Here is a 22,981-nt window from a genome sequence, read left to right on the forward strand (position 1 = left end):
TTTAATGACTTACAGTCCTTTTCCGGCTTAATTTCCAAACATATCAATGGAACCGGTCGCTTTTGTTTCCTCGTTAACACGCATGGCGAGTTCCGCCTCACGGTCATGAATAGTGTTGTTGTTCATGTCGTAAATGCGCTTCATCAGCACCGAACCGGTAGATGGCGTGAAGTAAATTTTGCGGGCGTAATTAGCCATCAAATCGCTGGCCAGGATGGGAATATTCTCGGTTCTTAAGAAGTCGATGGCAAATTCAGAATTGGTTGCGCCGATATCATTTTGCACATAACCGGGCAACACTCTGGCACCGCCGAATACCTTAGCAACCAGACGTTTCTTTTCTCCGCCCAGATGCAGGCAATCATTTAACAGCACTTCCATGGCATGCACACCGTAGCGGTTTGCTTCAAAAGACATTTTGTCGATTTGCTTATTATTTGGCAGCATGAAATGGTTCATGCCGCCAACTTCAGTGATGGGATCATACAAGCAGACTGCCACGCAGGAGCCGAGTACCGTCACAATGAGTTTGTCTTCCGCAGTGACATAGTATTGGCCGGGTAAAATTTTTACCGCATCACGGCCAAAACGACTGTCGTAATAGGTGGGAGGCTGACTAAAATCATGGGCGGTCACGTTATGTGTAACTACCTGACTGGCGCGTAAATTGTTTTACCGACCGGTCTGAGAATATCCGACGCATCAGCAAAATGCTCAGAGTGTCCGGCGATGTACAAGCTGTCATGCTTGAGATGCCCAACCAGCCTGTTCAGGATCTGATATTGAGTTGGTTTATCAAAATAAATCATTACGTTACGGCAAAAAATGACGTCCATTTTCTCTTTGAAGCCATAATCTTTATGTAACAGATTGATTTGCCTGAATTCCACCATCTCCCGCACTTCATCGACCACCCGCACCATGCCGGATTTCGAGCCTTTGCCACGGTAGAAAAACTGCTTTTGTCTTTCCGGTGACATTTTCTCGATGGACGACGCTTTGTATACACCATTTTTTGCGGTTGCCAGCACCTTGCTGTCAATGTCCGATGCGTAGATTTTGATACCCGGCCGGAATGAGCCAAAGGTTTCAGCAACAGTCATAGCAATAGAGTAAGGTTCTTCTCCTGTACTGCTCGCCGCGCACCAAATCGCGGTCACATTGGAATGATTACGAAGGTACTTTTCCAACGCGGTGAAATGATGAGGCTCACGGAAAAATGACGTTAAGTTAGTAGTCAGCGCATTAACAAATTCCTGTTGCTCAATGTCACTGCGCTCTACCACTTTTAAATAGTCACTAAAGGTTTTCAGCCCCAGCGCCCTGAGGCGCCGGGATAACCGGCTGTACACCATGGTAACTTTAGAGTCTGCCAGACGAATGCCTGCAATTTTAAACACAGTGGCGCGCACCCGTTCGAAGTCGTCCTGACTATAAGCATATTCTCTGTCGACTTGTTCAGCGGTTGCGGCGGTCATTTAGAATGTCTCCCACTCACTCTCGCTTGGCGAGCCTGGCTTCAGAGCTTTAGGCGCACTCACGGCTGTCATACGTGCGGCCGGCTTTGCAGAGCCGTTCATTCTTTTAGCTGGCGGTGGCGCAAGCAAACTGCCGCCATCCAGTTTGAACATCGCAACCCGTTCTGTCAGGCCAATGGCTTGTTGTTGCAAGCTGTCAGCCGCAGCAGCAGCCTCTTCAACCAGTGCCGCGTTTTGTTGCGTCATTTCGTCCATGCTGTTCACGGCTTTGCCCACTTCTTCGATGCTGGTAGCCTGCTCAGAAGACGCTGCAGAGATTTCAGACATGATGTCGTTCACGCGTTGAATCGCATTAACCACTTCAGCCATGGTATCGCCGGATTTGTTAACCAACTGGTTACCGCCGTTGATTTTGCCCACAGAGTCAGAAATTAACTCTTTAATTTCCTTCGCGGCTTCCGCTGAACGTTGTGCCAGCGTACGCACTTCCGATGCTACCACGGCAAAGCCGCGGCCCTGCTCACCGGCTCTGGCTGCCTCTACAGCCGCATTCAGTGCAAGGATGTTAGTCTGGAAGGCAATACCGTCAATGACGCCGATGATGTCTGAGATTTCCTGAGCTGATGCATTGATATCGCCCATGGTATTTACCACCTGACGAATAAGATCCCCGCCTTCATTAGCAACTTTTGAAGCCTGAGAAGCCAGCATGTTTGCCTGCTCTGCGTTCTCGGCATTCAGACGCACGGTACCTGTCAGTTCTTCCATCGCGGAGGCCGTTTCTTCCAAGCTGGACGCCTGCTGCTCAGTCCGGCTGGATAAGTCAGCGTTACCTGTGGCAATTTCCGACGAAGCCGTATTAATGGTGTCTACCGCTTCGTTAATCGAACGGATAGTCCCTGAGATTTCTTCGGCAAACGAGTTGATGGCGTTGGCCAGCACCTGGAATTCACCCTGAAAGTCATCATCGACCCGCTGTGTTAAGTCACCGGCTGACATTGAAGACATAACATCGCTGATAGTACCGATGATGCGTTTATTATCCTGAACGAACCGGTTAATTGAGTTACCCAGTTCAGCGAAGTCACCATCAAGTTGTAACGGGTCGGTATCCAGATCGCCCACCACCAAACGTTGCATAGTGGCACGGATAGCCTGAACTGCCTTAACCCGCGCGGTAATATCTACAGCGTATTTAACCACGCGGTAGGGTTTACCATTCTGGTCGAAAATCGGGTTGTAGGAAGCCTGGATCCACACATCGTCACCGGCTTTATTGATGCGTTTAAACTCATCGGCGAAGTAGATACCTTTACCCAGTTGCTCCCAAAAAGACCGGTATTCCGGGCTTTTCTTATATTCCGCATCCACAAACATGCTGTGATGTTTGCCCTGAATTTCTTCCAGAGAATAGCCCATGGCACCAAGGAAGTTCTCATTGGCGTTGATAATTGTACCGTCCAGGTTAAATTCGATAACCGCCTGAGCACGGTTCAATGCCTCAATCTGACCTCCGTAATAAGCATTTTTGATTTTCTCGTCAGTGATGTCTGTTGCAAATTTAACAACCCGGATCACTTTACCGTTTTCATCGTATACCGGGTTGTAAGATGCATTGATCCAAATCTCACTGCCGTCTTTGCGAATCCGGCAGAACTCACCTGAGGACACCTGACCACGGGCCAGATTGCGCCAAAAGTCTTTATATTCCTGGCTTGACGTATAATCGCTTTTGCAAAAGATACGGTGGTGTTGACCCTGAATTTCTTCCAGGTCATAACCCACTGCACCGCAAAAATTTTCATTAGCGGTAATAATCGTGCCGTCCGGATAGAACTGAATAACCGCCTGAACGCGATTCAGTGCGTCAGTAATAGCATTGGTTAAAATGGCATCCTGATTATCAATCAGTTCAACGCTGTAGGCGGTTGTCTCGCCACGCACGTTTTTCAGCCCGGCCACCGTGACCTTAATATTCCGGTCCTTCAGTTCCAGTAATACTTCGCCACCGCCCGGCGACTGGGCCGCGGCCTGCTGAAGACTGCTGGCCTGTAAGCCCAGGGCACTGATATTACTGCCAATAAGGGTCATGACTGAAAAGCCGCCATTGCGGGCTTTAATACTACTTTCCAGTTGCCCCAGCAGCGCTTTTGCCGCTTTGTTTGCGACCACTATGTTGCACTGGCCATCCAGAATCAGCAGACATGCAGACGATGCTTCAAGGGCCTGGATGCTTTCCAGCGATCCTACTACGGCATTGTCCTCACCACTTAACCATTTAAAAACACCCATCGATTACTCTCCTACACTCGCCTGACCGACTTCCACCAGCCCAAGTTCATTGCTGTTAATTAAACTTTCAATATTGACAAGAATGACCATGGTTTCGTCCACATCCGCCAAGCCATGTAAATACCGACTATCAAACGCCACGCCAAACTCCGGAGGTGGCAACATTTCTTCTTCAGTTAAACGGATAACATCAGATACACCGTCAACCACAATACCCACTATGCGCTCATCCACATTCAACATAATGACAATGGTGAATTCGTTGTAAGTGGCTTCGCCCACATTGAACTTAATGCGCAGGTCAACCACAGGCACAATATCGCCCCGCAGGTTCATGACCCCTTTTATAAAGTCAGGAGCATTGGCGATTTTCGTTACCTGCTCGTAACCTCTGATTTCCTTCACGGTGGTGATGTCCAGCGCGTAGTGCTCCTCACCTAAAACAAAACTGAGAAATTCACGATCATCTCCGGCCATCACCGACTGTTGTACGGCGGCTTCGCTCATACACATAACTCCTCTTCTGCGGGCAGTTGACAGTGTTCTGCCACGGCGTCTGCATCCAGTATCATAGCCACGGTGCCATCACCCATAATTGTTGCTCCTGCCAGACCGGGGATTTTCCGGTAATGGCGCTCCAGACTCTTAATCACCACCTGCTGCTGACCTAAAATGGAGTCAACCTGAATGCCGTAGCGTTTTTTGCTACTTTCCACCAGTACAACGATGCCTTGAGTAGCCGACGTGACGGCATCATCGATATCCATCATTTGGTGCAGTGCCACCATCGGCCAGTACTGTTCTCTGATCCACAGCAGTTTTTCATTCCGGATATTTTTCAGTTCGTTAGGTTTTGGTTGGAATGACTCAATTATATTTAGTAGAGGAATCACAAAAATGCGACTTCCAACTTTCACACACATGCCATCAAGAATGGCTAAAGTGAGAGGCAACTGGATGTAAAACCCTGATCCTTCTCCAGTTTTTGAAACTATCTCAATTCTTCCGCCAATCGACTCAATATTTCGTCTGACCACGTCCATGCCAACTCCCCTGCCACTGACGTCAGTCACTTCCGCAGCAGTGGAAAAGCCGGGTTCGAAAATCAGATTCCACACATCACTGTCTGGCATGTCGTCACTGAAAGACAGACCATTTTGTCGTGCTTTATCCAGAATGCGCTCACGGTTAAGACCGGCACCGTCATCTGTAATACCGATGACGATATTGCCGCCTTTTTGCTCCGCACTCAGTGTCACCGTACCCGCCTCTGGTTTACCGGCAGCCTTGCGGACTTCAGGGGATTCCACACCGTGATCAATACTGTTGCGCACCAGGTGGGTAAGTGGATCCACCAGCTTTTCAATCAAACTCTTGTCAATTTCGGTGTGCTCACCTTCCATCACCAGATTGACCTGCTTACCTAACTTTTTAGACAAGTCACGGACAACCCGGGGGAAACGGCTGAAGGTCATATTTACAGGCAACATCCGCATGGACATCACCGATTCCTGAATTTCCCGTGTATTGCGTTGCAACTCGGTGATTGCATGTTGCAACCGGTCGCTTGCCTGTCCGTCTACTTCACTGCCCACCATTGAGAGCATTGACTGGGTGATCACAAGCTCTCCCACCAGATTCACCAACCCGTCGATCTTGGTAGTATCTACGCGGATAGAGGCGTTCTCTTTGGACGGTGAGGCTTTCGCCGGTACTTTTGGTTTTACGGTAACGGCCGCAGGAGCAGGCTCAGGCTGTCCGGCCGCTTTGGCATCTGCCGCAACGTCTGTGGTGTTAGCAGAAGAGGTTTCATCTGCGCTTTCTGCGACAACAGGTAATGCTTCTTCATCATCAAAAAAGCCGAAATCGAACCCTTCACCGTTATCACCGGATTCAGAGGATGCCGCCGGCTGGCTGGCCTGACTGCTATTTTCTCCCTGACTCCCGCTCCCAAGGACGGTTTCCAGTTCAGCAATACGGGCAGAAATATTGTCGTCGGGAGTATCAGTTCCCGCTTTGTAAGCTTCGAGGGTTTCCTTCAGCACATCTGTGGAGGAAAGCAGTAAGTCCACGGATTCCGTGGTGAGTGGCATAAGGTGTTTGCGGGCCTGGTCGAGCAGGTTTTCCATGACATGGGTCAGACGGGTAAGTGCGTCGAAACCAAAAATACCGCTGCCGCCTTTAATGGAGTGGGCGGCGCGAAATATGCTGTTTAGTTCCTCATCATCAGGGGCAGACACATCAATTTCCAATAAGATGCGTTCCATTTCCTGCAAATGTTCGTCGCTTTCGTCGAAAAAGACAGTATGAAACTGCCCAACATCAATGGACATTTTACGCTCCCGTGAAGCATAGAATCAGCTGGCCAACTTATTGATAACTGTCACAAGTTTATTGGGGTCAAAAGGCTTAACCATCCAGCCGGTGGCACCGGCCGCACGCCCTTTTGCTTTCATGTCATCACCTGCTTCGGTAGTTAACATGACGATAGGAACGCGTTGGAATGCCGGTTTGCCTCTGAGCGCTTTAATCAGTGTCAGTCCGTCCATGCGTGGCATGTTCTGGTCTGTAAGCACAACATCAAATGCTGAACCGGAACACATATCCAGTGCATGCTGACCGTCTTCGGCTAATGTCACTTCGAAGTTAGCCGCACGCAATGTCATTTCCACCATTTGTCTGATTGAAACGGAATCATCTACAACTAAAACCCGTGTACTCACCTGATTACTCCTCACTATTCGGTGTTGGCATTAAACCGGACAGAAAGTGATCGGTGATGCCAATAAACGTAGTACACAGTATGAACAAGATCCAAATTCGCGAAATTATACTTTTGGTTATTTGGCGACAATAGTGAATTTTAACGACATTTGCGACACAGATAGTGTAAGCATTAAATTTTGACTATAAATTAGTCGCTTAACATTGGAATAAGAATGAGTCGCATGAAAGAAGATGCTGAAATTGTCAGTGAAATCAGCGACAAACATACATGGTTATACATTTATATAACTGAAAGTAAGTAGATGCCACTGAATATTGAAGGCGTATACAACCAGCTGATGTCTCGCTCGTATATTCAACTGCGTCCTGAGTAGAGGACGCAGCGCGTTGTACGGGCGTAGGTACGTTAAAAAATACGCATTTCCATGCTGTACACCTGCTCTTTGCCGTTTATTTCTGACATATAGACTTTATACAGATAATCAGGCGCTTCTACTTCGATAACATCATACATAACGAAGCTGTTTTCACCGGCGGCGGACAGAGCGTCAGCTTTCGGTTGCCCTTTGTAAAATTGTGCGAAATGCCAGTTGTGAGAGTCTGTATATTCACTTTGAATGAAATCAGGGCTGACGTTGACCTTGCTGACATTCCGTCCTACAACTTCCACCAGCGTCCACGGGTTTATCAGCACATATCCTTTTCCGGATTGCCGGCTCGTCCAGCCAATCTTCTCGCCGGGCAGTGCAGAAATATCTAAACTCCCGGTTTCTCTGTCCTGCGCTATGTATTCATTCAGATATTCAACGGCCTCATTACTTTTCTGCCAGGTAAACTCAGGTAACGATGCCATCAGTTCTTCATCGCTCAATACAAAACCGGTAGCTTCCTGCTCTTCATCCTGTTGATTGTTCACCAGATAAGTTTCGCCGGTGAGCGTAAGCGTTATACTTCCCTGCCTGAAAATCTGTTGTTTTTTGCCGGTATAAATGTCTCCTTTCCCGATGCCATTAATTGACCACTTACGGTAGTCGAAGCGATCATCAAAGAAGAAAAAGTTGGTTAATTCATTGCCAAAGAATGGTGAGCCGAAACGGGCTTCTGCCACGATGCCGTCTTTCAGGGTAATCCAGTGTGAGCGGCCATAGGCAAGCATTGTCCAGTGCTCATCCTGTCTGAACGTAAAAGAAGGGGTACCAAAAATGTCTTCCACCTTTTCTGACGAGTCACCGGGCTTTATGCCGTACATGCCCTCAGCAATACTCACGACGGTATTTTCTGGCAGTGCAGGCGTTATTACTTCGCCGGCACCGAACGCATCGAGGGTAATGGTTCGTTCAGAGCGTATAACATTCATGCTGAACTGTTTATGTCCGTTCGGTGTGAGTGGAGTCACATCACCTTCATCATAATCGCTGCCGTCCTTGCATCCGGATAACAGCTCTGCGGTCACCCTCATTTTGCCACGATTATTATTGATTTGATTAAATTTGGCTTTTAGTAACACGATCCCCCGGGCATCGACCTCCAGCGCCTTGTTAAACAAATCATCACGGGCATCCGCCATCATGTCGTTGTGCGCAGCCTCGCTGACCACATTACCATGCACAAATGACATAACAACAGCCACACCGGTATCAATAATTTCGTAATCACACGTCGGGTAATACTTGAGGAATTCCGGCTCCTGGCCGGTAGCATTGACAGACAAACTCCCTGTCAGTAAGGCCAGAAATGTTGCTACGAAAGTCTTTATTTTCATGACACACTCCATGTTTTTACGACAGATATAACAACACTAACTGGCCAAAAAGCAAACTAAAATATGAACCTGACGTGGCTCCGTTACGGCCTGATATCATGCGCCGGCGTGCGGACATCCGGCAGTGTCTCCCCTTCCAGCGGGTTTACCGGATTCAGTTTTATCTGCTCTTTTAAATAGCGGATTGCAGCTTCGAGCTGGGCGTCTTTTCCATTGAATGTTGCATAAGGAAGATTATCGACTTCCCTGTCCGGACTGATCCCCCGCCCTTCAGTTATCCAGCGTCCGTCTGCAGCAAATACAGGAAACTCAGCCACCCGCGCCATACCATTATCGGCAACGCGGTTGCGTCCGGTAAGCCACACACCGGCACCTGCGGTCTGCTTGCCGATAACCGGAGCCAGGCGCATTGCTTTTACTCCGGCAGTGAACGTTTCGCCATCTGAATAGGTAAACTGATCGGCCAGTACCACAAGGTGACCACGGAAGGTTTGCTGCATGTTTGTGCCCACGCTACCGGTAGGATACTGCCAGAACATCCATACCCGCCGGAGCAGTTTCTCCAGGATCATGCTGTCTACGTTGCCACCGCGATTACGCCTGACATCAATGATTAAGCCATCCTTTTTATACTGGGCATAGAACTCCCGCGCAAACGACGCCACATCATTACCCCCCATTGCATAGAGGTGCAGATAGCCGATGTCAGCATCTTCCTGATTCACTTTTTCGCTGTTCGCCATTACCCAGTCACGGTAGCGCTGTGCAAAATCTGTATTCACATCTGTCGGGGTAACAACGGTTTTCACTACTTTCTCACCCCGTTTCAGTGTCAGCAACACCTGCTTGCCGGCGGTGTTCATGAGCGCCCGTACTACGTCTGCGCGGGTTTGTGTTTCACGGCCATTTACCGCAAGGACTATATCGCCTTCTTTCGCATCGGTACCCGGCTTTGCCAGAGGTGGAGCTTCTGCCGGAATTTCACTGTCGTAACGGTAAATGTGGGAAAGCAGTACACCATCAGCGGTGTCTTCAATAATTCCGCCCAGCATGGCCGCTTTGGCTGCATTTTTATCAGCCGGCATTTCACCGCCCCGCACCTGACTGTGTAACGCATTGAGCTCTCCCATCATCTGGGCAAAAACGTCATTCAGTTCACTCCGGTGTGTTACACGTGCAAGCAGCGGAGCGTATTTCTTTTCTACCTGTTTCCAGTCGAGCCCCCGCATCGCCGGATCGAACAGTGACTCCCTGTGCATCAGCCAGGCATCATGGAACATCTGCGCCCATTCCTGTTGCGGCGTAATGCGCATTTGCCAGCCTGCTGTATCGAGTTGCTTACCTGACAAGTCTTTCGGAAAACTGGTACTGGCAGGCACGATATACATGTGCTTATTGCCCTTACCCTGTTTGTGTACAAACAGGGACTTTCCGTCTGCGGATAAGGCATAACCGGCCACACCGGAGGTCACCGCCTTCAGCTTACCGTCGTGCTTAATTGCCATCCCTTTCAGCACGGCTGCACTGCCACTTTGTTCCGTTACAAATAAGGTTGAGTCAGTCATAGTCAGATGACCGTAGTTAGCCGGACTGACTGGCACCTGCCAGAGTCTCGAAGTCAGGCCATCCCATGTCACAACGGAACCTTCCTGCTCACCTTCCTGCTCTGACCCCGTTTCATCTTTTTCTGAGCCTTTAATTTTACGGTTCAGCTCGGTTGGCGCGGCAAAACTGAAATCACCGTTACCGGTAAGATCAAGAGCAAAAATTTGTGTCGGTTTGTCAAAGGCGGTCCCCATGGCACGGTCGCCCCAGGGATTCGACGGTGAAGCAACAAAATGCCGGTCAGACAGAAAATAAAGCCACTGACTGTCTGCACTGAACGCCGGAGAGTAAGACTGGTATTTATCCGATGTGACTTCCATCCCCCGCTGTTCAGCCATGGCATACAGATAAATACTATTGCGCTCGTTGCCTAAAATATTACGGCTTACAGCCAGCAGTTTGCTGTCCGCAGACCACACCAGGTCCGGGGTGGCAAACAATCCGTCACTGTCGTCCAGTACCGTGGACACCGTGCTATCGGAAGTATTGAGAACCTGAACCTTTCCCTCATTGTCGTCGAAGGCAAGCCACTTACCGTCAGGTGAAAGGGATAACTGCCAGCGGAAGGCATCGCCATTTTTTGTGAGTTGCTCAGCCTGGTCAGAACCATCTGCTGCAAAACGCCAGATCTCCGTTTCACCGCTGGCGTCATTTAATGCATAAACCCACTTCCCGTCATGACTGAGCAGGGCTTTCCGGCTGCGTGAATCTTCCGGCGTATCCACTTCAACCAGTCTTGAACCATCTGTTCTGGCAATAGCAATGCGGCCCCTGGCGGTCAACACAACGGCATCACCGGATTGCGCGAAGGCCGTATTGGTAAGAAACTCAAGAGGCGCATTGTCCCAGTGTTCCCGCAGGTAGGGGAAATCTGAAATTAGCTGAACCGGCACAATATCGCTGCTGCCTGATGACAAGTCTTTCAACACTAAATCCGCACCCTGCTGGTACACAATCCGGTTGCTGTCTGCACTGGCACCGCGTACCGTCCAGTCTGCCGTTGCGGATTCTTTTCGCAGAGATTTTCCGTCGGGAGTCATCGACCAGAGGCTGTCCGGGCCATCCTGGTTACTGATAAAATAAACACGGTTGTCTGCCAGCATTGGGGTGCGTACAGAACCGTTATGGTCTGCTGTTAATCGCTCAGCCTCCTGCCCGGAATGCAGTTTCCAGCGCCAGAGTTCGCCTTTTGCGCCCCCCTGGTAATAGTTTGCATTGTCGCCGGATACCTGTAAGCCAAAGCGAACAAAGTAGAGCCACTCACCTTTGTCATCAATGACCCCCTCGACTGCATCAGCGAGAGGTAAAGTAGTGACCTTGCCTGAATCCGGCTCCAGCAGTTTAAGAACATAACTATTGGCAGGTCCCGTATGGCTGTTCGTGCTGTAAAGAAGTGCGCCGGATGTCGTCCACTGGTGAAGTTTAACTGCCGCATTTTCGAAGGTGGCACGCTTTGCCACACCACCACTCACAGGTTTCATGTAAACTTCTGTCGTGCCTCCATAGTTAGCAACAAATGCCAGTTGTGTACCATCAGGAGAAATAACCGGCTGCGTTTCTTCTGCCCGTTGGGTAGTTAACCGTGTCGCTCCGAACTGACCGCCATTCTTAGTGTTCAAATCTACAGACCAGAGATCGCCTTCAGCGTTGAATATCAGCTGGTCATTATGCAAAACCGGTTCACGGTAATACCCCGGAGCCGCCATGGCCTGCGATACAGAGAGGGCAAGCAGCACTGCTATGCTGCGCGCGAGTCGTTTGCTCTTCATTCGTTTCATGGTTTGTTCCCTGTTGTAAGTGCTTTATAATTTATTTTTTCATCCCCGCCTCAACGCTGACGCTTTTTTATTCTTCGTCAGAGAAGTCAATCTGAGGAGCTTCTTTTTGTTTATCGAACAACTTTCATTTACAGACATCAGTATCGTGCTGGCAATTGGCTTTATGGTCGGTCTGGCCAAGGCCGGCATCCATGGTACATCTCTGCTGTCAGTTCCCTTACTTGCCATACTGTTCGGCGGAAAAGGTTCTTCCGGCATCATGCTGCCAATGCTGATTGCCGCTGATGTTTTTGCAGTCTATCACTATCACAGACACGCAAACTGGCAGTTTCTGATGAAACTGTTTCCTCCTGCGATTGCCGGAGTATTGCTTGGCACGTGGCTGGGCGACCACATCGACGACGGTATGTTCATGCGGGTCATGGCGGTGATTATTTTCGCCAGTGTGGCGTTAATGCTATGGCTGGAAAAGCGAAAAGCCGACGTACCTGATAATACGACGTTTGCTCTGCTGACCGGTGTCATGGGGGGATTCACCACTATGGTGGGCAATCTGGCCGGCTCTGTGATGGCTGTTTACCTGCTGAGTATGCGGTTACCTAAAAATGTATTTATTGGTACTGCTGCCTGGTTTTTCCTTGTCATCAACCTGTTTAAAGTCCCTTTTCATGTTTTTGTGTGGGAGACCATCAGTTGGGAAAGCCTGAAATTGAATTTGCTCGCACTGCCACTCATCATTGCAGGGGTATATTGCGGGATCTGGCTGGTAAAACGTATCAGTGAAGCTCACTACCGCTGGCTGGTTATCATCATGACCTTACTCGCAGCACTGGCGTTACTGCCGGGTTAACCCTTCACCTCTGCGCAGCCACCTCTGTTGCCACAAGGCGCATAACGATGCGCTTGACTACCGGCGACACCACCATAATCACAGGAAAAGCGATGGCAAACGTCAGTGGCCAGGAATTCAGCCAGCTAACAATCAGCACGTCTGTAAAACCGATATTAATTGTTGTTACTACCAGCGACATAATGCCGGACATAAAGAAAGCCATGAATAATGCAAAAACCACCGGTGCATAACGGGGATGAATCATAGAAGAACCTTTGAAATAAAAAATGAAGAGATGCGTGATGCGATGCACACTATAGCACAGAGGCTGTCGCGATATTACTTTGTGATTAAAAAGTATGCTAACTTAAAAGTAATGACACCACCGGAGACGGAAATGAAAACCTGGGAAGAGCATAAAAAGCAAATGGCAGCTGATGAAAGACGGGAGTGGATTCTGGCTCTGGCAGTCACAGCAGTTATTTTTCCGTTCATTGCCGTGCTTTTCATTTTTTAGGTAAGGCGCCGGAACGGATAGTATTTTCAGGTTCCGGAATCAAAAAAGCCCCGCTTACGCGAGGCTTCTAAGAATGGTGCCCAGAGGCGGGATCGAACCACCGACACGCGGATTTTCAATCCGCTGCTCTACCAACTGAGCTATCTGGGCGAAACTTAGTAGCGAGGAGACTTTTTAAAGCCTGTCTTGCTGTGGGTGCGTATTAAACGGATTTCCGTGCTTCAAGTCAACCGTTTTTCTGCATATTTTTTTCAACTGCGCATTAGTTGCGCAATTCAGAGAAAAAAACAGCAACCCGTGCATTTTTCAGCCGTTTAACACTACTTCTTCGGGGGGACGTAGCCTTCGATGGTCGGCTCAATCCCTTCGAACAAAAAGGCCTCCATTTTTTCTTCCAGGAACTTTCTGTCTGTGGGTTCCATCATATTCAGCTTTTGCTCGTTGATCAGCATGGTTTGCTTTTTCTGCCATGCGGCAAAGGCTTCTTTAGAAATATTGTCAAAAATGCGCTTTCCCAGTTCGCCGGGATAAAGCTGAAAATCCAGTCCGTCTGCGTCTTTATTCAGATGCTGGCAAAATACTTGTCTGCTCATGGTGTCTCCTTAAGCCGGGCTGACAAACCCGCGATTGTGGGCATAGTCTAAAGGAATTGTTTTATTTGCGAGATAATTTTTTGCGTGGGTGCTGCCGTACCCACGCCCAGAGGCTCATCAAGATTAAACCAGCGCTGATTATTTTCCTCAACCCGCTGCTGCTCAATGCCGTCAGCCAGAATCAACCAGGGCTGAATATCCAGATGAAAATGACTGAAGGTATGCCTGAAAGGCTCAAGCGCTTTCATTTCGCCCACACTCACCGGTAACTCATCTGTCATTTCTGTGACCGGCTTATCTGTTTCTATAAATCCGTACAATCCGCCCCAAAGACCGGCCGGAGGACGCTGCGCCATTAACACACTGCCGTGATAAAGCACTGCCACCATAGACGTGGTACGCACAGGCAAGACTTTCTTTGGCTTTTTACCGGGAAACTCCCCTTGCCGTCCCTGCGCATAGGCCAGGCAATCTGTTTGCAACGGACATGCATCGCAGCGGGGCTTTGAACGGGTACATATCATGGCTCCTAAGTCCATCATGGCCTGAGTGTAGTGATTACAACGTTGCTCAGGGGTATTCGCAGCGGCATATTCCCATAGCTGATTCTCCACCGGCTTTTGTCCCGGCCAACCTTCCACGGCATTGAACCGGGCCAGTACCCGTTTAACATTGCCATCAAGGATTGGATGGTTCTGACCACAGGCGATAGACAGTACAGCGCCGGCAGTAGAACGGCCGATGCCGGGTAAAGCGACAACCTCATCAAGGGTAGCCGGAAACTGGCCATGATATTGCCCGGCGATAATGCCTGCCGCTTTATGAAGATTGCGGGCTCTGGCGTAATAACCCAATCCCGTCCAGTGATCCAGTACGGCATCCTGCGATGCATCTGCCAGGTCATTTACCGTAGGAAAACTGTTCATAAAGCGCTGGTAATAAGGGATGACTGTTGAAACCTGCGTTTGCTGAAGCATGATTTCCGACACCCAAACCCCGTAGGGCGTGATATTCTGCTGCCAGGGAAGATGTTTACGGCCATGCACATCGAACCAGTCCAGTACACGTTCTGAGAATTGCTTTGTCATTTAGGCTATTTATTCACTCTTTCTGCTACCCCGCTATGATAACATGCCGCGCTGAATACCAAAGTTAAGCAGGTGTAAGCGTGTCACTTCCTACATTATTCCTTCCGGGCACATTGTGTGATGAAAGAGTGTGGTTGCCGGTATGGCAGAAACTGCAGGTTCATCAGCGTCGCTACGTACCTTTGCAGTGGGCTTCTTCCATGGATGAGATGCTGGCTTTGACCACCGACCGTGTTCTGGCAGGTGAAAAAGTACACCTTGCCGGCTTTTCCATGGGCGGTTATATCGCTGCACGCTGGGCGATTGATAATCCTGACAGCGTTGCATCACTGACGATGATCGCCAGCTCTCCTTACGGTTTAACTGCAGAAGAAGAAAAACGCCGTGCCCAACTGCTCACTATGTTAAAAAAAGGCAGTTTCAAACCTGACAGCCCGGCCTACATTACCCGCTTTGTTCACCCTGACCACCAGAACAACCCCGATGTAGCCGGTGTTGTGCAGGACATGGGGAAAGATCTCGGTGCCGCCACCTTACTGGCTCACACACAAGCGACCACGCCAAGACCAGCGCTGACAGACAAACTGAAAGCCTGCTCCTTCCCTGTTCATATCATTGCTGCCGCTGACGACCAGGTAGTCACAGCCGGTGTACTTAAAGACGCCGCAGAAACCATTCCTTCAGACTCATATACGTCGGTTCCGTGCGCCGGCCACATGTGTCTTTTAGAGCAACCGGACACTGTGAGCCGTATTTTACAGTCGATTGTGGACTAATCCGGCGGATTTCACAGCAGTACCACAGTAATTGCAGTAAAATTAACCACTCTATATTGCAATCACCCGGGCAGCGGGCATAATGCCGCCCCTGTTTAACCGGTAATAGTGCGGACACGAAAAAATGGGTCAATACAAAAATCAGGAAGAGGCGGAAGCCGCCGGCGTTTACATCAGCAAGGTACGCAGCTTTGTTAAACGTGAAGGCAGATTAACCAAAGGACAGGCTAAAGCGCTGGAATCTTTCTGGCCAACCATGGGCATTGAGTTTAAAGATGAAATGCTGTCTTTACAGGATCTTTACGGTCGCGATGCGCCGGTGGTGCTGGAAATAGGTTTCGGAATGGGCAAATCTCTGGTAGAAATGGCAGAGAACGACCCGCAATCAAACTTTTTTGGTATTGAAGTACATCGTCCCGGAGTAGGCGCATGTTTATCGGAAGCCGGTGAACGGGGCCTGACGAACTTACGTGTCATGGAATACGACGCGGTAGAAGTGTTTAAGAAAATGATCCCTGACGGCAGCCTTGCCCGGGTTCAACTCTACTTTCCTGATCCATGGCATAAAAAGCGTCACCATAAACGTCGTATCGTACAACCTGAATTTGTACAAATGGTGCGTGAGAAGCTTGCTGTCGGCGGTAAATTCCACATGGCGACAGACTGGGAACCTTACGCTGAGTATATGGCGGAAGTGATGAATGCGGCTCCCGGCTATGAGAATACTGCGACAGACGGAGACTATGTGCCCCGTCCGGACTACCGGCCAATAACGAAGTTTGAAGTCCGCGGACAAAAGCTTGGCCACGGTGTGTGGGATCTCATATACCAACGTACAGAATAATAAAATAACCGGAAAACACACATGCTCAGCCCGCAAAGCCAGTTAATGGAAAGAAACCTGGCACTTTTTGAAGAAGGTAACTGGTTGATTATCAACCCTGCCGACGCGTATTTTGCCGATCAGATAGATCACCGACCTGTGACCTTTCTTCACCAGTACTTCGACATTTTCAGTGAAAGTGTGCGGGTGATCCCCTGCTGTGAGTTCGACAGCCGCGATGTCAGTCATTCTGAGGCCGGCTTTTGCATTGAACAAAAGACCGGCGCTCACCGCCATCTGTTCGCCCCGTTCATTCCGGCGGAAACCTGTTTTTCTGACATTCTGATTTATATGCCTAAATCAAAAGCGCATATGCAGATGTTGCTGGCCATGGCTGTCTCTGCGTTGCAGGAAGGCGGCCGCATTCACATTGTGGGTGAAAATAAAGGTGGCATTAAGAGTATCGGCAAGCTGATTGAAAAGACCGGTCCGTCACAGAAAGTAGACTCTGCAAGGCATTGTAGTCTGGTTACGGTGATGCCTGAGAAAGCGGGAACAGCGTTTAAGCCGGGGGACTGGATTGACGAATCGGAATACGAGGTTCAGGGGATCCAGTGGGAAGTAGTTTCCATGCCCGGCGTGTTCAGTCACGGTGAACTGGATGACGGTACCCGTATGCTGCTGGACAAAGGATCTGACCGTTTACGGGGTAAAGTACTGGATTTTGCCTGTGGTGCCGGTGTTATCGGTGCACATTTGCTCCGTCGCTTTCCCCATCTGGATATGACATTGCTGGATGTCAGTGCCCTTGCCATTTATTGCAGTGCCAGAACGCTGGCCGCAAATCAGCAGTCAGCAACACTGGTTGCATCAGACGGCTTGCACGGCGTGAACAAATCCTTCTCTCACATTGTCACCAACCCGCCGTTTCATACCGGAGTAAAAACAGATTACACAGTGACCCGCCGGTTTATTGAAGACAGCCGCCGCTGCCTGAACTCAAAAGGCACATTACAAATGGTTGCCAACCGGTTCTTACCCTACCCCGGACTGCTTGGTGATATTTTTCCGCAAACCCACACGGTGGCGCAGGATTCCCGCTTTTCATTGTATTTGAGTATTTGCGGATAGGCAGATTTTGAACTGTGTGGTAACGTTTACCATCACATAACCGGTGTTGATTTAACTGTTTGGTAAACAAAGCAGCGCCATTGCTTTGAGGTTGTCGGGAGTCTTGTTGTGAATATTGTTTTCGCCATTTCAGAAGTGGAAGATTTAGTCAAAACAGGAGGACTTGCCGACGTAGGAAAGGCATTGCCTCTGGCTTTACTGGATGCCGGTGAACAAATCAGCATCATCATGCCCTATTACAAGGCGATTGCGGACGAATATAAACTCGCCGATGCCTGTGCACAACAGACATTATTTGCCGAAGGTAAGGTATACCACTACAACATCAAACAGTTGTCCTGGCAGGGACTCAATATCTACTTTATTGACTATCCTGAATATTTCGCCCGCGACGGTTTGTACAGCAGCACCTATGAAGCCTACCAGGACAATGCTGAACGCTTCAGCTTCTTTTGCGGAGCAGCGTTGAATGCATTGCAGGCTCTGAGTATTCAGCCTGATATTATCCACTGCCACGACTGGCACACGGCCATGCTGCCATTTCTGTTGCGCTTTGATCAGTCCGGCTACTTCAATCAGACGAAGACGGTTTTTACTATTCACAATGCAGCCTTTCAGGGCGTGCACAAACTGGACGACATTCCTTATCTTCGCCATCACCCTGCGATTTTGTCTCAGATCCATGGTGGCTACATCAATATGTTGCAGTCGGGCATCGAATTCGCCACCAAGGTAACAACAGTCAGTCCGAATTACGCAAAAGAGCTGCTTACAGACTTAGGATCACACGGCCTGCACGACCGCCTGGTCATGCGCCAGCAAGATTTGTCGGGTATTCTGAACGGTTGTGATTACGGGCAATGGAATCCGCAGGACGACGCCTATCTGCCGCAAAATTATTCCGTCGACACCTTACACGATAAGAAAACCTGCAAACTCGCGTTACAGGAACTCAGCCATTTACCTCAGAATCCCGATGTGCCGCTGTTGGGCATGGTGTGCCGTTTAACAGAACAGAAAGGCTTCGGTTACCTTGTCCCTATTTTGCAGGATTTGATGAACCATAACGTGCAGATGGTCATTGTTGGCACCGGTGATCCCACAGTTTGTATGGATTTGGATGAGTTTGCCCAGAACCATCCTCAACAGTTTGCCTTCATTAACGGTTTCAGTACCCACCACGCCCACCTTGTGGAAGCCGGCGCGGATTTCTTTCTTATGCCGTCGCAATTTGAGCCTTGCGGCCTGAATCAGATGTACAGCCTTGCCTACGGAACATTACCCATCGTGCGTTCAGTGGGTGGCCTGAAAGACACTGTCATTGATCAGTGTCAGGATAAAGAAAACGCAACAGGCTTTGTTTTTGATGCCCCGACACCGGAGGCGCTGCTGGCGTGTATCCGCCGTGCCCTGCTTTTCTATTATGAACACCCGGTGCAGTTCAGAGAAATGCAAATCCGTGGCATGCAAACCCGTTTCACCTGGGAAGCGTCAGCAGAATCTTACCTCGCACTCTACAGAACGATGATTTAAAGGAATAAATCACGGATGTTGCTTTATTTTTACGCAACTATAAGCCACTATTGAGTGAAGGGACGCGCTTAGAATAAGACACTGTTTAATGAGTCAGCACGCTGTGCAGCTATCAATACGTAGTTTGTTTTTGTGGATGGTTATGGCCATCGCCACAGCGTCTTTGCTTGTATCTGCGGGTCTGTCCGGCTACAACCAGGTGAATCATTACCGCGAAGCACAGCGCGAAGATGTCACTATCTTTATTGACTTACTCGCCGCCCTGTTTAAAGACGACCTTCTTAAAGTACAATCAGACAGAGATAAACGGTTACTGGGTAATAAACTTAAAAACCTGGCGGTTTCTCCTGATTTGCTCAACGTGCATATTTACCAGCAGGATATATCCGGTCAGCTCAGAATGGTGGCAAACTACACCAAAGAAGGCGAAACCCGTACCAGTTCGAAAGAGTCCTCTGTCAGTAATTATTTTCGTCCGGTTTACTCAAACGAAATCGTTGAAATTGCACGTGCCATCGAGAATGAAGATGCCTCAACGGCGGGGTACATCTATATTCAGGTGTCCACACATCGTCTGAATGAAAAAATCCAGCAGTCCATTTTGACGTCTGTCACCGTCATTATTCTGATGCTGGTGATCTGCTTTATTGTTTCTCTCAAAATGCAAAAGCTCATTACTGCGCCCATCCAGCGTCTGGGAGATTTTCTCAGTAAAACGTCCCGGCAAAGGGATTACTCCGCCCGTGCTGAACCCGGCAATATCAGAGAGCTGGCGTATTTATCTGAATCGATTAACGTAATGCTGAGCCGCATTCAGGAATACATGCAGAAACAGAAAATGGCGGAAGAGCAGCACCGTAAACTGAATGCCAGCCTGGAAGATATGGTGAGTCAGCGCACGAACGCGCTGAAAGATGCCAACCAGGAGTTAATCCAGACACTGGAGAAGTTACACCAGTTTCAACGACAAATCGTTCAGAACGAAAAAATGGCGTCACTTGGAGATATGGTTGCCGGTGTTGCCCACGAAGTTAACACGCCAATCGGTCTTGGAGTCACGGCTTCCACTATGATGCTGGACAGATTGCACATCATTCAAAAAGAATTCGAGAGTAAAACACTAAAAGCCAGTACAATGGCGAGGTTCTTAAATGAGAGTCAGGAAAACCTGAATATCATCTACCGGAACCTTAACCGTGCAGCAGAGCTGATTTCCAGCTTTAAACAGGTTGCGGTAGACCAGTCTTCAGAAAGTAACCGCAGATTTTGCTTTGCACAGCTGGTTAATGAGATACTGTTATCCTTACGTCCCAGATTAAAAAAGCTCCATCATGATATTCGCGTAGACTGCGATCCGACGTTATCAGTGGAGACCAAAGCCGGCCCTATCAATCAGATAATAATAAATCTGATCATGAATTCTGTCATACACGGCTTTGAGCATATAGAACACGGTGAAATAGACATCATTGCGGAGATGATGACACCAACAAAAATGAAATTAATTTACAAAGATAACGGAAAAGGCATATCGAATGATATCCGCAAACGTATCTTTGACCCGTTTGTTACAACTAAGCGGGGGCAAGGTGGCTCCGGACTGGGTATGCATCTGGTCTACAACCTGGTAACACAGGCACTGAACGGCACCATCTCAATTACCAGTGAAGAAGGAAACGGCGTGGAATTTATTATCATTTTCCCTGTCGAAAGCTCTGAAACCGGAAATTTACCGTTAAAAGGTGAATAAGCCCTTGTAAATTTTGTACAAATCCTTATACCGTTGACAAGTTATCCGATAAACGCTTTTAAAATAGTCACCCGGATATTAGAATTGTCAGAAGCTAGCTTAATCGATTGTAGAAGAGTGTAAAACACCATGCAGACGCCAAATATATTAATTGTTGAAGACGAAGTGGTAACGCGTACCACACTAAAGAGCTTATTCGAAGCTGAAGGCTACAATGTGTTTGAGGCCGAGAATGGCGATCAGATGCATGATTTCTTCGAAAATCACTCTATTAACCTGGTTATCATGGATATTAACCTGCCGGGCAAAAATGGTCTGATTCTGGCGCGTGAAGTACGCGACCGTAAGAATGTAGGTCTGATTTTCCTGACTGGCCGTGACAACGATGTAGACCGCATTCTGGGTCTGGAAATCGGTGCAGATGATTATCTGACTAAACCTTTCAATCCACGTGAACTGACTATCCGTGCCCGCAACCTGCTTGCACGTACTACCAGTTCTGCTGAAGACGACGATTTACCAAGCCGTGTCAGCTTCAACGGCTGGATTCTGGATGGCGACAGCCGCTCACTGATTTCACCAAGCAGCACGGAATTCCGTCTGCCACGCTCTGAATTCCGTGCACTGCACCTGTTCCTGAGCAACCCTGGTAAAATCCTTACCCGCGAACAGTTAATTATGGAAATGACAGGCCGTGAACTGCGCCCGAATGACCGTACTGTTGACGTAACCATCCGCCGGATCCGTAAGCACTTCGAATCCGAGCCGAGCGATGAAGAATTGATTGTAACCATCCACGGTGAAGGTTACCGTTTCTGCGGTTCTGTAGACAGCTGATAGCCCGCCGGACATTAGCTTTCACATTCCACAGATGAAAAAAATGCAGCCTCTGGCTGCATTTTTTGTGTCTGATGTTTCTGATACGGCTATTTGATTGAAGCCGGCATCAGCTGCCGGCTATACGCATTTCACCAATCAACACTGAACCGGTTTGAACACCGCCGCGAAGCTCGCGTTCAGCGCCGATGGCAGCAATGTTCATAAACATATCTTTCAGATTACCGGCAATGGTCACTTCGTGAACCGGATACTGGATTACACCGTTTTCAACCCAGAAGCCGGCAGCACCACGGGAATAATCGCCTGTTACGGTGTTTACGCCCTGCCCCATTAACTCTGTAACCAGCAGACCGGTGCCCATTTCTTTAAACATCTCAGCATCTGACTGCCCGGTGTCTCCCACAATCCAGTTGTGGATACCGCCAGCGTGACCGTTTGAAATAACACCCAGTTTGCGTGCTGAATAGGTCGTGTAGAGATAGTGAGATAAACAACCGTTCTCTACAATCGTCATATCGTGTGTTGCCACCCCTTCAGCATCAAAGCTGGAACTGGCCAGCCCTGATTTCAAATGAGGCTTCTCTTCAATGTTCAGCCATTGAGGGAAAACCTGTTCGCCCAGCTTATCCAGCAGGAAGGAAGAACGGCGGTACAGGCTACCACCGCTGATAGCACTGACATAATGGCCGAACAATGAACTGGCAACGTCCTTATGCAACATAACCGGTACTTTGCCTGTGGCAATCTTGCGGGCTCCCAGACGGGCGACTGTTGCCTCGGCGGCTTCACGGCCCACTTCTGCAGCAGGTTTAAGCAAATGCGCCTGACGGTTCACCGTATAGGCATAATCCCGCTGCATATCACCATTTTCAGAGCCAATCATCATGCAGCTCACGCTGTAACGACTGCTCGGATAGCCGGCGTTGATACCATGGGTGTTACCATACACCCGCATCCCCAGGTTTGCGTTATAAGATGCACCGTCTGAGTTGGTAATGCGTTTATCGTATGCCATGGCGGCCCGCTCAGCTTCAATGGCAATCTCAATGCCTTTTTGCGGGTCCAGCTCAATGGGGTGATACAATTCTAAATCAGGAAATTCTGTGGCAATCAGTTCTTTGTCTGCCAGGCCGGTGCACGGGTCTTCACTGGTATAACGGGCGATATCCACCGCTTTTTCTACCGTCAGTGCCAGCGCTTCCTTACTCAGATCCGCTGTAGACGCACTGCCCTTATGCTTACCGACATAAACGCTGATCCCCAGACCACCGTCGTTATTAAATTCCACATTTTCTACATCGCACATGCGGGATGACACTGCAATCCCCTGCACTTTCGACATACTGGCCTCGGCCTGCGTCGCGCCTTTTTTCAGCGCCATTTTAAGAACGTCGTCTACGACATTCTGAATTTCCGCAATTTGCTTTTCAATTTGCATAGTGAGTTTCGCTATTTC

The 22,981-nt window shown here is 49.0% G+C and carries 19 protein-coding genes and 1 tRNA gene; 7 read left to right on the forward strand and 13 right to left on the reverse strand.

Annotated features, from left to right (window positions below; translation table 11 throughout):
- Positions 1–27: 27 nt before the first annotated feature.
- The 8 genes from cheD to DS731_RS19255 all read right to left on the reverse strand — a co-directional run bounded on the left by cheD (position 28) and on the right by DS731_RS19255 (position 11,642).
- The gene (gene cheD / locus DS731_RS19220) at positions 28–636 is read right to left on the reverse strand and encodes a chemoreceptor glutamine deamidase CheD (protein ID WP_119502834.1); all 609 of its coding nucleotides are present in this window, start codon (positions 634–636) and stop codon (positions 28–30) included.
- Between the two features lie 11 nt (positions 637–647).
- Entirely contained in the window at positions 648–1,478 is an 831-nt protein-coding gene (locus DS731_RS19225; protein ID WP_119502835.1) for a CheR family methyltransferase, read from the reverse strand.
- Complete coding sequence (locus DS731_RS19230) at positions 1,479–3,770, reverse strand: methyl-accepting chemotaxis protein (protein ID WP_119502836.1); 2,292 nt, start codon at positions 3,768–3,770, stop codon at positions 1,479–1,481.
- A 3-nt stretch (positions 3,771–3,773) separates the two neighbouring features.
- Positions 3,774–4,277: a chemotaxis protein CheW gene (locus DS731_RS19235; protein WP_119502837.1), complete on the reverse strand. Its 504-nt coding sequence runs from the start codon at positions 4,275–4,277 to the stop codon at positions 3,774–3,776.
- Positions 4,274–6,103: a chemotaxis protein CheA gene (locus DS731_RS19240; RefSeq protein WP_119502838.1), complete on the reverse strand. Its 1,830-nt coding sequence runs from the start codon at positions 6,101–6,103 to the stop codon at positions 4,274–4,276. Before DS731_RS19240 ends, DS731_RS19235 begins: the two co-directional genes overlap by 4 nt.
- Positions 6,104–6,127: 24 nt before the next feature.
- Positions 6,128–6,445, reverse strand: coding sequence for a response regulator (locus DS731_RS19245; protein ID WP_442858470.1), 318 nt, complete (start codon positions 6,443–6,445; stop codon positions 6,128–6,130).
- Positions 6,446–6,903: 458 nt separating this feature from the next.
- Positions 6,904–8,259, reverse strand: a complete 1,356-nt coding sequence (locus DS731_RS19250; RefSeq protein ID WP_119502840.1) for a hypothetical protein — start codon at positions 8,257–8,259, stop codon at positions 6,904–6,906.
- Positions 8,260–8,342: 83 nt separating this feature from the next.
- The gene (locus DS731_RS19255) at positions 8,343–11,642 is read right to left on the reverse strand and encodes a S41 family peptidase (RefSeq protein WP_232373414.1); all 3,300 of its coding nucleotides are present in this window, start codon (positions 11,640–11,642) and stop codon (positions 8,343–8,345) included.
- A gap of 106 nt (positions 11,643–11,748) precedes the next feature.
- Between DS731_RS19255 and DS731_RS19260 the strand changes: the two genes are divergently transcribed.
- Positions 11,749–12,492, forward strand: coding sequence for a sulfite exporter TauE/SafE family protein (locus DS731_RS19260; RefSeq protein WP_332311119.1), 744 nt, complete (start codon positions 11,749–11,751; stop codon positions 12,490–12,492).
- Positions 12,493–12,496: 4 nt separating this feature from the next.
- On the opposite strand, the gene DS731_RS19265 is transcribed toward DS731_RS19260, so the two are convergent.
- The 4 genes from DS731_RS19265 to mutY all read right to left on the reverse strand — a co-directional run bounded on the left by DS731_RS19265 (position 12,497) and on the right by mutY (position 14,672).
- A complete protein-coding gene (locus DS731_RS19265; RefSeq protein WP_119502841.1) occupies positions 12,497–12,739 on the reverse strand; it encodes a DUF2798 domain-containing protein in 243 nt (80 codons plus the stop codon).
- Positions 12,740–13,065: 326 nt separating this feature from the next.
- A tRNA-Phe gene (locus DS731_RS19270) sits at positions 13,066–13,141 on the reverse strand.
- Positions 13,142–13,311: 170 nt separating this feature from the next.
- Positions 13,312–13,584: an oxidative damage protection protein gene (locus DS731_RS19275; protein ID WP_119502842.1), complete on the reverse strand. Its 273-nt coding sequence runs from the start codon at positions 13,582–13,584 to the stop codon at positions 13,312–13,314.
- A 47-nt stretch (positions 13,585–13,631) separates the two neighbouring features.
- Complete coding sequence (gene mutY / locus DS731_RS19280; protein ID WP_119502843.1) at positions 13,632–14,672, reverse strand: A/G-specific adenine glycosylase; 1,041 nt, start codon at positions 14,670–14,672, stop codon at positions 13,632–13,634.
- An 80-nt stretch (positions 14,673–14,752) separates the two neighbouring features.
- Between mutY and DS731_RS19285 the strand changes: the two genes are divergently transcribed.
- The 6 genes from DS731_RS19285 (at position 14,753) to arcA (ending at position 21,522) form a co-directional block, all read left to right on the forward strand.
- The gene (locus tag DS731_RS19285) at positions 14,753–15,448 is read left to right on the forward strand and encodes an alpha/beta fold hydrolase (protein WP_119502844.1); all 696 of its coding nucleotides are present in this window, start codon (positions 14,753–14,755) and stop codon (positions 15,446–15,448) included.
- Positions 15,449–15,572: 124 nt separating this feature from the next.
- Positions 15,573–16,292 carry a tRNA (guanosine(46)-N7)-methyltransferase TrmB gene (gene trmB, locus DS731_RS19290; protein WP_119502845.1) on the forward strand — a complete coding sequence of 240 codons (720 nt, stop codon included), beginning with the start codon at positions 15,573–15,575 and terminating at the stop codon, positions 16,290–16,292.
- 21 nt (positions 16,293–16,313) lie between these two features.
- Positions 16,314–17,402 carry a class I SAM-dependent methyltransferase gene (locus DS731_RS19295; RefSeq protein ID WP_119502846.1) on the forward strand — a complete coding sequence of 363 codons (1,089 nt, stop codon included), beginning with the start codon at positions 16,314–16,316 and terminating at the stop codon, positions 17,400–17,402.
- A 108-nt stretch (positions 17,403–17,510) separates the two neighbouring features.
- A complete protein-coding gene (gene glgA, locus DS731_RS19300; protein WP_119502847.1) occupies positions 17,511–18,935 on the forward strand; it encodes a glycogen synthase GlgA in 1,425 nt (474 codons plus the stop codon).
- Positions 18,936–19,023: 88 nt separating this feature from the next.
- A complete protein-coding gene (locus DS731_RS19305; RefSeq protein ID WP_119502848.1) occupies positions 19,024–20,685 on the forward strand; it encodes a sensor histidine kinase in 1,662 nt (553 codons plus the stop codon).
- A 129-nt stretch (positions 20,686–20,814) separates the two neighbouring features.
- Complete coding sequence (arcA, locus tag DS731_RS19310) at positions 20,815–21,522, forward strand: two-component system response regulator ArcA (protein WP_119502849.1); 708 nt, start codon at positions 20,815–20,817, stop codon at positions 21,520–21,522.
- Positions 21,523–21,631: 109 nt separating this feature from the next.
- Here the strand turns inward: arcA and pmbA are convergent, their stop codons facing one another.
- A complete protein-coding gene (gene pmbA / locus DS731_RS19315) occupies positions 21,632–22,963 on the reverse strand; it encodes a metalloprotease PmbA (protein WP_119502850.1) in 1,332 nt (443 codons plus the stop codon).
- Positions 22,964–22,981: the final 18 nt, after the last annotated feature.

It is taken from the genome of Alteromonas sp. RKMC-009, from assembly GCF_003584565.2.
GTDB lineage: Bacteria > Pseudomonadota > Gammaproteobacteria > Enterobacterales > Alteromonadaceae > Alteromonas.

Bases quoted from the DNA above. Each gene is read 5' to 3' on its own strand.
- DS731_RS19225 (WP_119502835.1), bottom strand. From the start codon at position 1,478: ATGACCGCCGCAACCGCTGAACAAGTCGACAGAGAATATGCTTATAGT.
- DS731_RS19230 (WP_119502836.1), bottom strand. From the start codon at position 3,770: ATGGGTGTTTTTAAATGGTTAAGTGGTGAGGACAATGCCGTAGTAGGA.
- DS731_RS19235 (WP_119502837.1), bottom strand. From the start codon at position 4,277: ATGAGCGAAGCCGCCGTACAACAGTCGGTGATGGCCGGAGATGATCGT.
- DS731_RS19240 (WP_119502838.1), bottom strand. From the start codon at position 6,103: ATGTCCATTGATGTTGGGCAGTTTCATACTGTCTTTTTCGACGAAAGC.
- DS731_RS19245 (WP_442858470.1), bottom strand. From the start codon at position 6,445: ATGGTGGAAATGACATTGCGTGCGGCTAACTTCGAAGTGACATTAGCC.
- DS731_RS19250 (WP_119502840.1), bottom strand. From the start codon at position 8,259: ATGAAAATAAAGACTTTCGTAGCAACATTTCTGGCCTTACTGACAGGG.
- DS731_RS19255 (WP_232373414.1), bottom strand. From the start codon at position 11,642: ATGAAACGAATGAAGAGCAAACGACTCGCGCGCAGCATAGCAGTGCTG.
- DS731_RS19265 (WP_119502841.1), bottom strand. From the start codon at position 12,739: ATGATTCATCCCCGTTATGCACCGGTGGTTTTTGCATTATTCATGGCT.
- DS731_RS19275 (WP_119502842.1), bottom strand. From the start codon at position 13,584: ATGAGCAGACAAGTATTTTGCCAGCATCTGAATAAAGACGCAGACGGA.
- mutY (WP_119502843.1), bottom strand. From the start codon at position 14,672: ATGACAAAGCAATTCTCAGAACGTGTACTGGACTGGTTCGATGTGCAT.
- trmB (WP_119502845.1), top strand. From the start codon at position 15,573: ATGGGTCAATACAAAAATCAGGAAGAGGCGGAAGCCGCCGGCGTTTAC.
- DS731_RS19295 (WP_119502846.1), top strand. From the start codon at position 16,314: ATGCTCAGCCCGCAAAGCCAGTTAATGGAAAGAAACCTGGCACTTTTT.
- DS731_RS19305 (WP_119502848.1), top strand. From the start codon at position 19,024: ATGAGTCAGCACGCTGTGCAGCTATCAATACGTAGTTTGTTTTTGTGG.
- arcA (WP_119502849.1), top strand. From the start codon at position 20,815: ATGCAGACGCCAAATATATTAATTGTTGAAGACGAAGTGGTAACGCGT.
- pmbA (WP_119502850.1), bottom strand. From the start codon at position 22,963: ATGCAAATTGAAAAGCAAATTGCGGAAATTCAGAATGTCGTAGACGAC.